The organism is Halorubrum sp. 48-1-W (genome assembly GCF_003287355.1).
GTDB lineage: Archaea > Halobacteriota > Halobacteria > Halobacteriales > Haloferacaceae > Halorubrum.
Map to the genome: position 1 here is coordinate 15,322 of NZ_QMIM01000027.1, position 15,042 is coordinate 30,363.

A 15,042-nucleotide genomic window follows, 5' to 3' on the forward strand; every position below is an offset into this window, starting at 1 on the left:
GATGGATAGTGATTTATAGGTGACGACGTACCCTCGAATCAATGCGTGTTCTCGTGACCGGAGGTGCCGGATTCATCGGTTCGAACTTCGTCCACCATCTCCTCGAAACGACGGATCATCACGTCGTGACGCTCGATTCGCTTACGTACGCCGGGACGACCGAGAACCTCTCCGAAGTTCTCGACCACGATCGCCACCGGTTCGTCGAAGGAGACATCCGGGACGAGGAACTCGTCGACGAACTCGTCGAGGAGTGTGACGTGATCGTCAACTTCGCCGCCGAATCTCATGTCGACAGATCCATCCAAGACGCCGAACCGTTCGTCTCAACGAACGTCGACGGAACGCGAACACTCCTCGATGCTGCGTTAGAACACGATCTCGATTCTTTCGTACAGATCTCGACGGACGAAGTGTACGGCACGATCGAGTCCGGAAGCGTGACCGAAGAGGCACCTCTCGATCCCAGAAACCCCTACTCGGCGACGAAAGCGAGTGCGGACCTCCTCGCGTTGAGTTACCATACGACCCATGACCTTCCGGTCATCGTCACACGGTCATCGAACAACTACGGTCCTCGCCAGCACCGTGAGAAACTCATTCCGAAGTTCATCACGCGCGCGGCCGCAGGCGAGACGCTCCCGGTGTACGGTGATGGGTCAAACGTCCGTGAATGGTTGTACGTCGAGGACAACTGTCGAGCGATCATGACTGTTCTCAAAAAGGGATTGGCAGGCCAAATATATAATATTGGCAGTGGAACGGAACTGACGAATATTAAGGTAACAAAGCAGATCATCGCTATGATCGGTAAGTCTGAAGATCAGATTGAATTCGTAAAAGATCGTCCAGGTCATGACCAGCGATACTCCCTTGATACAACTAAACTCAGGTCATTAGGATGGGAACCCAAGGAGAATTTCGACGATGGTCTGGAAAAAACGATCAACCATTACATTAATAAAAATAATACATAAATTTCAACAGGTCATTTAAAACTTGGATTTTTGGTGGAGCCACCAGATTCATATCAGAATTATCAGGCAAACATTAAGTTATATTTCTTCAGAAATCAGTGTAAATTTAGACGAAGATCGTTAGTCGCATACGCACTGTCAATTTCTCATCAACAATTCTATCGGAAAATATGATATTATAGATATCCCATATTCTCTAATCTGGTCAAAGCTTGATTATCAATTTTTTCAGCACTGGTGTCAACTTTAGACAGCTTCTCAATGTGATTGTGGAGTACTGACTGTAGATGGTCATTTTCGGCACTAGTTCCACTATATTTATTTTCTTCAGGATACCAGACGATTTTTGTGTCTGGATTTTTCCATACAGCATACATCTGCCTGGGTGGGAGATCGTCTTCTAACCGTTTTAGAACACTATTTGGAAGTGTTTGTGTACCCATGTCATCATAATATACATACGCATATTCTCGAGATCTTTTTGTTAGATCTCTGCTATCTGTTTCTGGTATATCTGCTCCAGTTAGTGAGAGAATTGTTGCGTATAAGTCGACTAATGAAACAGGATTCGAAACTCTATCAAAAGTCAGTTTTTTTGTCGGATCGCGTATGAAAAGAGGGACTCGAATCAGTGAGTCATCAACAGAACATTGGTGACCGAATATATTTTGTTCACCAAAGCTATCACCGTGATCCCCAAATATTACTAAAATTGTGTTATCCCATTTATTCTTCATTTTAAGAATATCTACAACACGTTTGATTAACGTATCACAATATTCTAAACATCCTCGATAAAGGTTCTTAAACGTTTCAGCCTCACGTGCTGGTGGTTGAATATCTCCTGTGGCCACTTTTCGTTTCTTTATGCGACTTCCATATATTCGATGATGCCAGATAGATTGATTCCATGCTAGACCCAGTGTAGAACGATTAGTATATGATTTATGATGTGGGTCTGGTGGTGTATACCCTCCACTAAAGTGGGCATCATTCAAATGAATAAACCAACAAAATGGATCATTAACTGTCTCTGAATACTGAGAGATCGTATTGACTATTTTTGAACCACCTGAGTCAACAGCCGATGGCTCAGCATTATTGAGCCATTTTCTAAGATTATTTTGAAAATTGTAAGTATACCGGGCTCCCTCCATTATAGTATCTGAGGCGGATACAATTTTTTTCAACAAATTTCTATTAGATTTATTATCGGCTTTAGATTCAGATTTATTTTTGTTTGGATTAATGTCTGCGAATCCTCGTAATATATCACCTGTATCAAACCATCCATTATTATGGAATGCTGCTGTATTATATCCTTCTGTAGATAATATCTCTGCAAATGTTGGATGTTCACCTAATTTTTTGCCTCTCCAAGTCATTCCATGTTCTATTGGAAACAGCCCAGTAAATATAGAAGTATGGACAGGGAGAGTAAAGACAGATGGTGTGATTGCTTTTTCAAAAATAGTTGATTCAGATGCTAATGAACTCACAAATGGAAGTGGAGATCTCCGATCATTAAACAAAGAACAAAAATCAGCACGGGCACTATCTATTGAGATACAAACTACGTTTGGTCGATTCGTCATTACCTTCTAAACATTATCAATAGTTATTAAATCTTCTGTCAGTAATTTCGAAACTCATGAGAAGTTAGTCTGGTAATCGTCTATGGTATCGTTTGACGATAGATTATCAATTAATTATATACATATTACTAGGATAGAAACAGTCGTATCTGGGTACATCAGAACCTAACCACACAAAATCGGTGGATTAACGAGACAACAGTTATATTCAAAAATGAAATTTGTTGTGTTAAAACAGCTTTTATCAAAGTATTCGATTTAATTCTGCCCTATAACAATAGGAAGAACCATTAACTGATCCACATCTATATATCAATAATATTTATATATTATTGTATGATCTAATCAATTCTATTCTCTTCTTTTCAGATTGTGGTATCATCCCGTCCGGATCCGGATATCCGACAGCCATAAGCATAACTACGCTCTCGTCACAGTCCAGATCAAGGAGTTCTTCCATCCGTTTCTCGTTTCGCGGGATCGCCGGCCAGTTGATACAACACGAGGCGAGCCCCTGCGTCTCCAAGGCGAACTGGAAGGCCATCGCCGAGAGGCTTGCGTCGATGTAGATCACGTGTTTATCGCGGTCGTTGAAATACGCGCGCTGTTTGCCGACGATCACCGCGAGACACGGGATATTGTCTTTATAACCAGATGCGCCGATCGCCAGCGAGGCGATCTCGTCAATCAACTCTGGATCGTCGTACAGGCGATACTCGTAGGACTGTCTGTTACACGCGCTCGGTGACTGTATGGCGACCTCCAACGCCTCGTCAACCTTCTCTCGCGGTACGTCACGTTGTTCGAACCATCGCGTACTCGTTCGTCGAACCGCCAGCTCCGCCATCGCCTCCGGTGAAACGGGCGTCTCACCGAGATCGCGTCGCGGGAACGGGACTCGGTTCCCCGGCGAATACTCGATCTCGGAGAGAAATCCCGTGAACTCCGATTCCGCCTCACTGATGGGATTCGTTCTATCGACGACCTCGAAGTACTCGGAGACGACGTCGACGGCCCACCGGAGCTGTTCGTCGTCGGTCTCCGGATCCCACGCCATGACCAGATCGCCGACGACTTCCCCGATGTACGACTCCGCGAAGACGGGTCGCCGGTCCCGCATCGAGAGCCCCTTCTCGATCCGGTGGACGTTTCGAATTATCCGATGGCGTGGTGCCTCACGCTGTTCTTCGAGTTCGTGATACTCCGCGAGCCCGCACAAGACGGCCCGTTGCTCCCGGTAGAACGTTCCCGTCAAAAAGAAGTAAAGCATTGTCAGAATTCGAGATCGAGAGATGAACCGTAGCGTCTCGTTCTTCGGCAAAACGTTCCAGACAACGTGTGTGAAGAACTTTCGAAGGGCAAATCCCCAACCTTTCCGCAGGAAGGACCGACCACCCTCCTCACGGTAGACTCTCTTCGCGCGTGCGATAACCGAAGCCATCTTCTGAATACCGAGGTCGTGACTCCACTTCAATACTCTCGTTTCGACGTATCGGGCGTCTTATGTCCGTTCCCGAAATGGTCTCTCATATGTGTAGTGCCTACCGAAAGCAGGCACGGAACGTCTCGCTCATCACCTCCGTCGAATCTCGACTGCTCTCGGATCTCGTTCTCGCTGATCAAGGACAGGAGCTCAACGAGGACGGCGACTCCATCGCGATCGTCGGTGGGGAACTGTTCAATAAGGGTGCGCAAGCAATGACATTTACCGTGGTCGATCAGATGACGAAACGGTATCCCGAGAAGGACGTCTATCTGCTCTCTGGAAGAGACTACGAACGCGATCAGAACGAAAAGGACCAGTATGCGTTCGACATATTGCCATGGGGACCGGAAGTACAGCTATCGCTCCTCTCTCCCGAATTGAATCCTGTGAACACGAAATCCTACTCGAAGCGAGCCCATGAGGCCGTTCGAAGCGTGGTCACGGACTGTAGCATGCTGATCGATATAAACGGGTTCGCACTCAGTTCACAGATGGGTGCGAAGACTTCTTTTACTTATCTTACCAACATCGTGCTCGCGAAAGAGTATGACGTTCCGATGTACGTGTTCCCGCAGTCCATCGGCCCATTCGAGTACTCGACGGAGATGAAACTCTTCCTCAATCCGCTTATCCAGACCTATCTCACGTTCCCACAGATCGTTTGTCCGCGTGAGCAGGCTGGCGTAGAGGCTCTCGCACCGTATACGCAAAGCAACGTACAACGGGAGTTCGATATCGTGTTACAAACGGAGGATTACGATCTCGACAACATCTACATCTCCAAACCCGATTTCGAACGAAAAGATCTCAAATCGGATGCCGTTGGAATCGTTCCCAACTCGAAGGTGTTCGATCGAGCGGACGACGAGGAGATCTACTCACTGTACGAGGAGGCGATCGGGGAACTACTCGATACGGGGAGAAGCATCTATATTTTTCGACATTCGATCGGCGATCTAGATATTTGCCGGAATATCAAGGATCGATTTGATGAGATGGACGATGTCCGATTGTTCGAGGATGACTTCGATGCCCCTGAATTAGAACAGGTTATCGACCAGTGTGACTTCCTCATCGCGTCCAGATACCACTCGATCGTCCACGCGTACAAACACGGAGTCCCCGTAATAGCGATCGGGTGGGCGGTCAAATACGAGGAACTTCTCGACGAGTTCGGACAGTCCGAATACTTCTACGAGGGACGTGATCGGATCGATACCGATGCGTTCGTTGATTCGATAGGACAAATGAGCGAAAAGTGGGAGCACGAATCCGAATCGGTCCAAGAGAAACTGAAAATGGTCCGTCGAAACGATCTGTTTAGTCAATTATTTGAGAACTGATCTGAGATGAGCCGAAATCTCTTCCGTGCTTTTTTTTCTATCTTCGGAACGAAAGTTGGTGTCCTCGCTATCGGTATGTTGACTACGCCACTGATCGTGAGAATTCTCGGTAGTGAAGGATACGGGAACTATGCGGTCCTTATATCGATATTCGGTGTCCTGACGGTATTCACGAACGCCGGGATATTCAATGGTATTCGGAAATACATCGCCGAAGATAGAGATATCGACCACTGGAACAAGATCGTATTCAGTTTTTATTTCCGCATTTCCATTCTTGCTACTGGTTTGCTGGCTCTTATCTTGGTTACGTTCTCTCAGACTTCCCTGATAGTGGAACTACTCTCAGCCGAGTTTCAGACTTACTTCGCGATCTTGGCGGCGTATCTGTTCGTGAGCCAGTTCTACTCGATGGGGAGAGGCGTACTGATGGGATTTGGATTGGAACACTACTCTGAGCCGCTCCAGATGGTGAACAAGGTCATCTACGCAGTAATTGCGCTCTCGCTGCTATACTATGAATTCGGGGTTAACGGCCTACTGATCGGTCATGTCACTGCAGCGGTGATCGTGGGTGCTCTCGCATTCTGGTTCGTCAGGGAGAAATTATCCTTTCGTCAGTTGATCCGACCCGTCCCGAATACGGTCTCCCGCAGACAGTTACTCACGTTCAACGTCTACAGTATCCTGCTCGCGTTCCTCACTATCTCGCTGTATCACGTCGATATTCTCCTACTCAGACCGATCTCTGGAAGTTCAGTGACTGGATTCTACAAGGCATCGCTGACGGTTGCCGAGTTCTTGTGGCTTGTTCCGATGGCGATCCAGTATACACTCGTTCAATCGACCTCCGAGATGTGGTCAAAGAATCAAGATCAGCTGATCACTACCATCGCATCGAGCGCCACCCGTCTGAACCTCTCTCTCGTCGTGATCATGGGGATCGGACTGGCCGCCCTAGCAGACGTATTTGTTCCGCTCTATTTCGGGGCGGAGTTCACTCCCGCCGTAGGTCCCTTATTGCTTCTACTCCCGGGAGTTCTCGGCTTTTCACTTTCCCGCCCGATCTTCGCCATCGGGCAGGGGAAAGGACAACTTCGAAGCCTCGTTTTAACGACTGGTGGCGCGGCGGTACTGAATCTCTTTTTGAACCTTCTACTCATTCCTCGATACGGGATGTACGGTGCCGCCGTCGCCACTTCGATCGGATACGGGTCGATGTTCTTTTTACACGCTTGGACTGCACGCCGCATCGGATTCGATCCGGTCGGTGATCTCCGTGTAGCCCGGATCGCAGTGGCAGGAGTCGCCGCCGCCCCAGTCGTCTTCGGACTGGCAAGTATGCTTCCCGCGATTCCTGCTTTGATCGTCGTGCCACCGGTCGGGTTCGTTGTCTATGTCGTCGTTTCGATTCGAGCCGGAGTCGTCGATACCGCAGAAATCGAGCAGATTCAAAACCGAGCGCCAGATGCTACTGATCGTCTCTTTAGTTGGTTGTATCGCCTTCATGGCTGACCGTTCCCGAGATCAATTTCTATTCCTTTCTCTATTCGGTAACACGACCACGTCGAACTGGTTAGGCAACGACCGCCGTCGTGTACGTCGGGTTGTACCGCGCGACGTCGCGGAGGGCGTCGAGTTTCTCGCGTCTGGAGACCGGTTCGGGATCTGACGATGACATACAGGGAGTTGCCCCGATTTCCGACGGCGACCCGAATAATGTCGTCGGTCTCGTCCCGCGCTCACGATCCGTGGACGGACGCTCCCCGACCGAGTTCGCCCGGGCCACGCCCGTCCCGTCGCGACCTCGGGAGACACCGCGCTCCGCGTCCGTCTCGAGCGCGTTCGTACGGCGTGTCCGGACTCCGAACGCCCGCCTCGCGGAGCGCGTCGACCTCCGGTTCGAGGTCGATCGCTCCCCGGTCGGACGCACGGAGGAGAACTCCCACAACGCCGGTCACCGGGACGTCGTGACGCGTGGCGGTCGCCCGGCCTTCGCTTCCTCGTCTCCGCGCCCTGAGCGCCGGCGAGGCGACCGTTTATGTGGATCGGCCCGCTAGATTCAGGTATGGCACAGTCGTCCGTCCGGATCGTGAGCGAACTCCACGACGAACCGCATATCGAGGGGCGACGCGTGACGGTACGGCGGATCCGCGGACTCGTCGAAGGTGCGGGAAAGTCGGCCGAGGAGGTGGCCACCCAACTCGATCTGGACGTCGCTGACGTGTACGGCGCACTCGAGTACTACCACAGTCACCCTGAAGAGATGGCGGCCGCCGAAAGACGGCGAGCGAAACGCGAAGCGACGGCCCGAGAGAGCGGGGCGGCCTCGATCACCGAACTGACCCGGGAAGACGACGCGTAGCCGAATGGAATACCGGGTACTCGTCGACGAGAACACGAGTCCACGAGTCGCGGAGTCGCTCCGTGGCAAGGGTATCACTGCCGAACACGTCCACGAAGCACTCTCCGAAGGCGTCGATGATGACACGATCGCCACGTTCGCCCGCGAGAATGGCTCCGTCGTACTCACTCACGATCCCGATTTCCTCGATCCGGGGACGCGTTCGGGCGTTCCAGTGTTCTACTACGCCGACGACACGATGGATTCCTACGAGATCGCCGATCGCGTTGCAGAGCTGATCGAGTGGGTTCCGGATCCGGCCGACTTACCACCGCTCACAAATCTGAACGACTGGGAATAGATCGGTTCTCGGTACGACCGAAGACGGTTGACGTGTTCGAGACGACCGTCTTTTTCGGGTGTACTCGACGTTGACGAGCCTCTTCGGCCGGTCGTCGGTGAGATCGCCGAGTCGCGTTCCTCGCCCGGCAGCAGGGGTGACCGCGTCCATACGAGGAGTTCCACACGCCGGTCACCTACCCCCATCAACGGGACTACCGGGTCCGGAAGCCACGCTGGCGGGCTTCGATCTCCGAACGCACCGTCGAATGGACGTCACAGATACGGGGTGGAGCGTCTTCCGAACGGTTCTGTAGGCGCTCGTCGACGACTTTCACGACGTCACCGATCCGCCGTCCGGCCTGTCGGACGTATATCACTCCGCTGTGTGCCATCTCTTCTCCTTCGACGAGTGAGAGTCGTCGAAGGTCAGCAGAATCCAGTCGCGTTCGACCGCGTACCGGACTGTTCTCGGTCGGATTCTCCCAGCGTTCCTTCGTCTCTCGCGGTGTGAACGCTCCACCCGCGACGACTGAGACCGTCGGCGACGGGGATCCAGATGCTCTCGTCACAGTACAACGGCCGCGTCATGCGGAGGCGGGCTCCGAAGACGAGGTCCGAAAGTCGTCGATGTGGTCGTAGTAGTACGCGAGTGCTCGATGGACGTCGCCGAGGCTGAGATCGGGGTACAGTTGTGTGATCTCGTCAGGGCTGTACCCGCTGTGTTCGTACGCTGAAGCGATGCCCTCGACGCGAATTCCCGTTCCCTCGATCGTCGGCGCGCCGTCACTGTGTTCGCGATCCCGAACGACTCTCATACCACAGAATGGCCGAGTAGCGACTTGAAACACGTGGTCCGGCCGATCGCGGCGTATCTCATGCCGGCCTTCCGTCGAGAGAGATCCGTGGGAACGACCGTTCTCACTCCCCACGCACCAATTCGCCCGCCCGTTCCACGTCCGCGGGCGTGTTCACGTTCACGCGTCCACCGACACGAACCGTCGCCACGTCGTACCCCGCGCGCAACGACCCCGCGGCCTCGCTCAGCCGGTGCTCGCCCTCGGCCGACGGCCGGCACAGCGTACAGGCGTGAAAGACGTCCTTGTCCACGAGTGTACGTATCCGGACGGCAATCCGGCTCCTGGCCATTCAACACCGACAGCACTTGGACAACTGCTCGCAGACATCGATATCGATCACATCCTGCTTACGCATCCGTTTCCCGAGACGGAATCGAACGCCGACGAGCTTGCCACTACCGTCGACCAGTACACAGACGCGTACTGTCGCAGTTGCGACGGACCATACGAGCCCGATCATCGACGGGTAGCTCTCAGTATCTGTATTCGATCGCCCACCCGAAAAATCGGATGACCAACACACTCTCCTGAGCTACGCTACTTTGCGCAGCCCTCACCAACGTCACAGTGTACGTCAGCGACGGCATCGCCACTTCGAAGTGCCGACAGACGACAGGAACGCCTTGCGACGAGACGTGAGCCACTCGAGCCCGGTGACAGGTCCACTTCCCCGGAACCAAATTGTACACTCCCGCGTCTGCTGTCGATCCCTTGTCCACGAGTCCCGTCGATCACCGGCAACTCGTCGACACAGCCACGCTCGGTCCTCGAAGCGACCCAGTGGTAGCACCACCCGCTCACCGCTCGAATTCGAACAGCGTCGCGAGCTCTGAGATTCCGTACAACGACGCGTCGGACCGCTCGTCGACCACGGCCCGTAACTCGTCCGTGAAGCCGGCCCGCGAAAAGAGCACGTACCGTACCTCCCGATCGGTTCCTTGCCACCGAACCTCCGATTCGAGCGCCTCCAGCTCGTCGAACACCGCTCGCCCGACGGGGTCGGTGGTCCATTTACACTCGCCGAGCAACAGGGTCTCGGTCTCTCGATTGACTCCGACGACATCGATCTCCTCGCCGCCGTACCACCAGCGGCCGACCCGCGAGCAGGAGACGGGAAACGCCGGCATCCGAACCGCCTGCTGGCACACGGTTTCGAAGGTCCGACTCGTGTGCGTCGGCAGCGTTTCGGTGATCGCTGCCCGGACCGGTGCCGTCCGCCCCTGTTCCAGTGTTCCTCGATTGGGTGCTACGTACCGAAACCAGAACCGAAGGAAATCGTCCGTCAGGCGATAGAGCCCACGGCCGTCGGGGTCCGTCACTGGATGCTCTCGCTCGAGGATCGCCAACTGCGTGAGATTCTGGAGATACCGAGAGAGACTGCTCGCGTCGCGGCCGATCTCGTTGGCGATCTCGGTGACACGCGTTGCGCCACCGGCGATGGCTTCGAGGATCGCCATGTACGTCGCGGGCTCACGGAGTTCCTGTCGAAGGAGAAACTCCGGCTCCTCGTACAGGAACTCGCCTTTCGAGAGGATGAATTGCTCGATGTTCTCGAGGAGACTCAGACCCGGATCGAACTGTTCGAGATACGCGGGAACGCCTCCAAGCACACTATACAGTTGGATCTGTGTCTCCAGATCATCGTTCGGGAAGAACGCGCGAACGTCCGCGAACGAGAGCGGGGCGAGCTCCCACTGTCCGGTTCGGCGCCCGTATAGCGGGCTCTCGTAACTCAACACGCCCTCCTCCATCATCGAAATCGATGACCCTAACAACACGAGCGAGACGTCTGTCCCTGCGAGTACGTCGTCGACGACGGTTTGAAACACCGACGGGATCGTATCATCCTCGTCGACGAGATACGAGAACTCGTCTAATGCTACCACACACGGACCGTCGACGCGCGCCGTAAGATACTGAAACGCCTCGACGAACCCGTCGATATCCGGCGTGATATCGTCGAACGCGGCAGCGCACTGTGCCGCGAACCGCCGGGCGTTGTGCGTTGCGCCACGCTCGTCACAGAGATAATAAACCGACGTGTCTTCGAGCGCATCAAGCGCTGTCGTCACCAGCGTCGTCTTCCCTACCCGCCGTCGCCCGTACACGACGAGGAGCTGTCGCTCGGCCCGTGAGAGGTGTGACGTGAGCCATTCGAGTTCCGTCTCTCTGTTTATCATTATGTGCGCAATAATATTATCGTGTTCATAATAGTTGTTCGGGTCAGCTGTAGCGATCGTTCTCTCGGTTTCAACGCAAGAGCGCTGTCCACAGTTCAGTGTCGGTGTTGTTCGAATAGGCGGCGCCGACGGAAGCGGATTCAAAAGAGGCAGATTTGTAAACGAGTTGGTCCCCTAGCCGGCAGCGAGAACGACCGCGTCCACGTCGGGACGACCGGACAGGACCCACCCGAATCCATCGGCGACGACTTCGACGACACGGTCCGGGACGGGAGCGCGTCCGTTTCGTCCCTCTTCGGCCGTGACGTTGGAAGTTTCACGGCGGCCATTCGATTTCGTTCGGAGAGTGGGTCCCGTTTCGCTCCCGACGCACGGTGATCTTCGCCACAGACTAAATGAATCGTCGGCACAAGAATTATATCGTCATATCTACTATCGACTGCCATGACGGTCGACGATCCGGCCGGGACGTTCGGACTCGCCGAGGGATTCGGCGCGGATCTCGAGTCCGAACCCGCCGACGAGCGGGTGTATCGGGTCGCGCTCCAGCTGTACGACCCGACGGGCGTGTCGGCGATCGCGGAGCGCGCCTCGTGTGCCCCGGACACCGCCCGGCGGCATCTCGAGCGACTGGCCGACATCGGAGTCGTCGAACCCGTCTCGGAGTCCCCGCTCACCTACGTCCGGAACGAGTCGTACTTCGAGTGGCGGCTTCGGAACCGGCTCGAGGGTCTGTCGCGCGACGAGCTTCACGACGCCCTCGCCGAACTCAGTGATCGCGAAGCGACGTTTCGCGAGCGCTTCGACGCGGAATCGCCGACGGCGGTGGACGCGCTCGACCACGCCGACTACGACGATCTGGAGGAAGTGTGGCTCGCGTTGAGCGAGTGGCACACCCTCAGAGCGCGGATCGACCGGTTGGAAGCCGTCCGACGGGATCGCGACTCGGACGCGTCTCTCGAGGAGAACGCCGCGTGACCGGTCCCGACCGGTCGCGGTCCGTCGACGAGGCGACGCTGCGCTATCTCGCACGCGCGTTCGGTCGCCGACCCGAAGTGCGCGAGACCTCGCTGTTCCCGACGAAGGAGCTGGAGAGCCTCGTCGTGACGCTCGACACCGAGTACTACCCCGCAGCCGTCGATGGCGTCTCACTCGAACTTCGCGCGTACACAAATGGCGACTTTCACGTGTCCTACCACGAGACACGCGCGGGCGACCGGCGAACGTGTCGGTGGGACCGACACGACCAGCCACATAACGCACGGGACCACTACCATCCGCTTCCGGACGCGGGCACGACCGCCACGGTCGACCGGAACTACGCGACGGATCTCACGCGAGTCGTCGAACGAACCGTTCTCCCGTGGGTCGACGACGGAGTGGGCGCGCTCTGGGAGTCGGCCACCGACTGAGCCCGTTCGGATCCGGTCGGGGCGTTCCTAGGTAGAGTATTATCGCCCGGCACGTGGGTGTGTGGCATGGTGTGGCCGAGAGCCTGCCGGATCTGTTGCGGTTCGACTCCTCGTGGAGCCGAAACTCGTCGTCATCTCGAATATCGTCATCCCGAACATCGTCATCTCGAATATCGACGGCGATCCGAGACGATCGCTCTCGTCCGGCGTGTCCGTCGCCGTCGGATCACGCGTCTGGACGATCCGTGCGCATCAAACGACGATCGACGACCCAAACGAGACCGGCGAGCACCGCCGCAACGACGACCGGCCACCGATCGGTGCTGAGATAGAACCCCTCGACGGCGAGGCCGTGTGTGACGAACGGCCAGAACAACGGACTCGTGACCCCGGACGGCTTGTACAACAGCAGATCGACCACGTAGTGGGAGCCGGCGCCGACCGATAACAGGGCGAACACGACGCGTCGATACGCGCTCGGGACGACGAGTGCGCCGATACACACGACGACGAGCGTGCCACCGACGCGGTGGAGCGGACTCCACGTGAACGGTAGCCCCAGGAGGGCCGCCATCGTTTCCTCGGGGACCACCAGAACGATCCGGTTGAGGTCCGGGAGCGTCGACCCGATCATCACCGCCGTGACGAACGGATAGGAGATCCACTCGTACCGCCACGAGAGCGCGACCCCGAGGGCGTACCCGATCAGAACGTGCGTGAAGAGGTCAGCCACCGGCGTCGTCCTCCGATACGTAGCGGGTGTGAAGCGGCGTCTCCCGGGGCGAGAAGGCGACCGCCTCCGGATCGAATCGCCACCCGTCGACGATGCGAAGGGCGACGAACAGCGCGCCGAGCACCGACACCGCGTACATGTACGTCGTCTCCCACGGCTCTCGGACGACCGCCCGGTCCCGATCCGCGACGAGCGTCCCGTCCGGTGTGAGCGTGCCATCGACGACGATATCTTGGCCGACGGTGACGTCCGGCGCGTTCTCGACGAGGATCCGTCGCGTGGCGGTGCCGTCGGTGACCTCGATTATCACGGGGTCGGTCGCGATCACGACGCCGCCAGTCTCGACGCCCTCGCCGGCCATATCGGCCGGTGTGACGTCGGGCTCCGCGAGGTCGGGCCCCGAGCTCGTGGATGCCGGGTATCCCGCGCCGGCAAGCACGAAGAGCCCACCGAGGAGGACGACGGAGACACCGAGTGCGACCAGCCGGTACCCGACGGCACGAGACATCTAGGGAGTCGTCCGTTGGTAACGGATAAAGATCCATCGATCGAACGGCTCAGTGACAAGTCAACGTCCTTCGACGTTGCTGAACCCGGGTCCACCTACGACGACCGCACCAACGGCTCGTACCACTCCCGATTCGCCCGGTACCACTCGATGAACTCCCCCACCCCCTCCGTGATCGTTCGCGAGGGCTCGTACCCGATCAGCTCGCCCGCCTTCTCGACGGACGCGTGCGTGTGCTCGGCGTCGGCCTCCCGCGCGGACTCGTACACGATGTCCAGCTCGGGCTTGAGCTGGTCGCGCACCGTCTCGGCCAGCTCCTGGATGGAGATGTTGTCCGAGCTCCCGACGTTCACCACGTCGCCGTCGGCCGCGTCCGACGCCAGCAGCGTCCGGTTCGCGTCCACCACGTCCGCCACGTACGTGAAGTCGCGCGTCTGCTGGCCGTCGCCGTAGATCACCGGCGGCTCCCCGTTCAGACACCGCGAGACGAAGTTCGAGATCGCCATGTTGGGGCGCATCCGCGGCCCGTACACCGTGAAATATCGGAGACAGACCGTCGGCAGGCCGTGAAGCTCCGTGTACACCCGTGCCATGTGTTCCTGGGTCAGTTTGGTCACGCCGTAGGGGCTCACGGGTTCGGTCGGGTGGTCCTCCTCGTAGGGCAACGAGCGCGGCTTGCCATACACCGACGAGGAGCTCGCGAGGATCACCCGCTTCACGTCCGCCTCCTTGGACGCCTCCAAGAGGTTCACCGTCCCGTCGACGTTGATGTCGGTCACCTTTCGGGGGTTCCTCACGCTCTCACGCACGCCCGCCTGCGCGGCCTGGTGGACCACCACGTCCGCGTCGTCGACGACCGCCCGCACCGTCTCCGCGTCCCGCACGTCGCCCTCGACGAACCGGTACTCGGCGTCCCCCTCGTCGGCCACCTCGCGGTGGACCTTGAGCGTGTGGCGCTTGATCCCCTCGGCGTAGAAGGGTTCGAAGTTGTCGAGGACCGTCACGTCGTGGCCGCCCCGGAGGAACGACTCGGCGAGATGGCCGCCGATGAACCCGGCCCCTCCCGTCACGAGAATCTGCATACGCGCCGTTCCGACGGCCGACACAAAACTCGCGCGGTTCGCCGAGAGCGGAGTCCGATCCGGTATCAGACTACGAGGTGGCCGCCAACGGGAGCGTGAACGGTTTCGTCACGGAATCCCGGCGGAACGCGCCGGAACCGTCAGCGTACGCCGATCCGTCCGTCCACGAACGCCGGCACGTCC

The 15,042-nt window shown here is 56.5% G+C and carries 17 protein-coding genes; 7 read left to right on the top strand and 10 right to left on the bottom strand.

Annotated elements, in window-relative coordinates:
* The first annotated feature begins 41 nt into the window (after positions 1 to 41).
* Positions 42 to 977 carry a dTDP-glucose 4,6-dehydratase gene (rfbB, locus tag DQW50_RS12805; RefSeq protein WP_112079669.1) on the top strand — a complete coding sequence of 312 codons (936 nt, stop codon included), beginning with the start codon at positions 42 to 44 and terminating at the stop codon, positions 975 to 977.
* 176 nt (positions 978 to 1,153) lie between these two features.
* On the opposite strand, the gene DQW50_RS12810 is transcribed toward rfbB, so the two are convergent.
* A complete protein-coding gene (locus tag DQW50_RS12810; RefSeq protein WP_112079691.1) occupies positions 1,154 to 2,572 on the bottom strand; it encodes a sulfatase in 1,419 nt (472 codons plus the stop codon).
* Between the two features lie 322 nt (positions 2,573 to 2,894).
* Complete coding sequence (locus DQW50_RS12815; protein WP_198664679.1) at positions 2,895 to 3,842, bottom strand: nitroreductase family protein; 948 nt, start codon at positions 3,840 to 3,842, stop codon at positions 2,895 to 2,897.
* A 260-nt stretch (positions 3,843 to 4,102) separates the two neighbouring features.
* On the opposite strand from DQW50_RS12815, the gene DQW50_RS12820 reads away from it, so the two are divergent.
* Positions 4,103 to 5,401 (top strand): polysaccharide pyruvyl transferase family protein, encoded by a 1,299-nt coding sequence (locus DQW50_RS12820; protein WP_157964869.1) that lies wholly within the window; start codon positions 4,103 to 4,105, stop codon positions 5,399 to 5,401.
* Positions 5,402 to 5,407: 6 nt separating this feature from the next.
* The gene (locus tag DQW50_RS12825; RefSeq protein WP_112079672.1) at positions 5,408 to 6,916 is read left to right on the top strand and encodes a polysaccharide biosynthesis C-terminal domain-containing protein; all 1,509 of its coding nucleotides are present in this window, start codon (positions 5,408 to 5,410) and stop codon (positions 6,914 to 6,916) included.
* A 227-nt stretch (positions 6,917 to 7,143) separates the two neighbouring features.
* Here the strand turns inward: DQW50_RS12825 and DQW50_RS18500 are convergent, their stop codons facing one another.
* Complete coding sequence (locus tag DQW50_RS18500; protein ID WP_321169402.1) at positions 7,144 to 7,362, bottom strand: DUF3368 domain-containing protein; 219 nt, start codon at positions 7,360 to 7,362, stop codon at positions 7,144 to 7,146.
* A 107-nt stretch (positions 7,363 to 7,469) separates the two neighbouring features.
* On the opposite strand from DQW50_RS18500, the gene DQW50_RS12835 reads away from it, so the two are divergent.
* On the top strand, positions 7,470 to 7,766 hold the full coding sequence (locus DQW50_RS12835) for a DUF433 domain-containing protein (RefSeq protein ID WP_112079673.1): 297 nt from the start codon (positions 7,470 to 7,472) through the stop codon (positions 7,764 to 7,766).
* A 4-nt stretch (positions 7,767 to 7,770) separates the two neighbouring features.
* The gene (locus DQW50_RS12840) at positions 7,771 to 8,106 is read left to right on the top strand and encodes a DUF5615 family PIN-like protein (protein ID WP_112079674.1); all 336 of its coding nucleotides are present in this window, start codon (positions 7,771 to 7,773) and stop codon (positions 8,104 to 8,106) included.
* 193 nt (positions 8,107 to 8,299) lie between these two features.
* On the opposite strand, the gene DQW50_RS12850 is transcribed toward DQW50_RS12840, so the two are convergent.
* The 4 genes from DQW50_RS12850 to DQW50_RS12865 all read right to left on the bottom strand — a co-directional run bounded on the left by DQW50_RS12850 (position 8,300) and on the right by DQW50_RS12865 (position 11,124).
* Complete coding sequence (locus DQW50_RS12850) at positions 8,300 to 8,479, bottom strand: hypothetical protein (protein ID WP_112079675.1); 180 nt, start codon at positions 8,477 to 8,479, stop codon at positions 8,300 to 8,302.
* A 192-nt stretch (positions 8,480 to 8,671) separates the two neighbouring features.
* Positions 8,672 to 8,902 carry a DUF433 domain-containing protein gene (locus DQW50_RS12855; protein ID WP_112079676.1) on the bottom strand — a complete coding sequence of 77 codons (231 nt, stop codon included), beginning with the start codon at positions 8,900 to 8,902 and terminating at the stop codon, positions 8,672 to 8,674.
* 103 nt (positions 8,903 to 9,005) lie between these two features.
* On the bottom strand, positions 9,006 to 9,194 hold the full coding sequence (locus DQW50_RS12860; RefSeq protein WP_241964418.1) for a hypothetical protein: 189 nt from the start codon (positions 9,192 to 9,194) through the stop codon (positions 9,006 to 9,008).
* Between the two features lie 547 nt (positions 9,195 to 9,741).
* Positions 9,742 to 11,124: an ATP-binding protein gene (locus DQW50_RS12865; RefSeq protein ID WP_112079678.1), complete on the bottom strand. Its 1,383-nt coding sequence runs from the start codon at positions 11,122 to 11,124 to the stop codon at positions 9,742 to 9,744.
* Positions 11,125 to 11,568: 444 nt separating this feature from the next.
* On the opposite strand from DQW50_RS12865, the gene DQW50_RS12870 reads away from it, so the two are divergent.
* A complete protein-coding gene (locus DQW50_RS12870; protein ID WP_112079679.1) occupies positions 11,569 to 12,102 on the top strand; it encodes a helix-turn-helix transcriptional regulator in 534 nt (177 codons plus the stop codon).
* Positions 12,099 to 12,536, top strand: coding sequence for a hypothetical protein (locus tag DQW50_RS12875; RefSeq protein WP_112079680.1), 438 nt, complete (start codon positions 12,099 to 12,101; stop codon positions 12,534 to 12,536). Before DQW50_RS12870 ends, DQW50_RS12875 begins: the two co-directional genes overlap by 4 nt.
* Before the next feature lie 226 nt (positions 12,537 to 12,762).
* On the opposite strand, the gene DQW50_RS12880 is transcribed toward DQW50_RS12875, so the two are convergent.
* From DQW50_RS12880 to DQW50_RS12890, 3 genes are all read right to left on the bottom strand, one after another.
* The gene (locus DQW50_RS12880; protein ID WP_112079681.1) at positions 12,763 to 13,269 is read right to left on the bottom strand and encodes a metal-dependent hydrolase; all 507 of its coding nucleotides are present in this window, start codon (positions 13,267 to 13,269) and stop codon (positions 12,763 to 12,765) included.
* Complete coding sequence (locus tag DQW50_RS12885) at positions 13,262 to 13,777, bottom strand: hypothetical protein (protein ID WP_112079682.1); 516 nt, start codon at positions 13,775 to 13,777, stop codon at positions 13,262 to 13,264. The genes DQW50_RS12880 and DQW50_RS12885 overlap by 8 nt, the downstream gene beginning before the upstream one ends.
* Before the next feature lie 95 nt (positions 13,778 to 13,872).
* Complete coding sequence (locus DQW50_RS12890; RefSeq protein WP_112079683.1) at positions 13,873 to 14,859, bottom strand: NAD-dependent epimerase/dehydratase family protein; 987 nt, start codon at positions 14,857 to 14,859, stop codon at positions 13,873 to 13,875.
* Between the last annotated feature and the right edge of the window lie 183 nt (positions 14,860 to 15,042).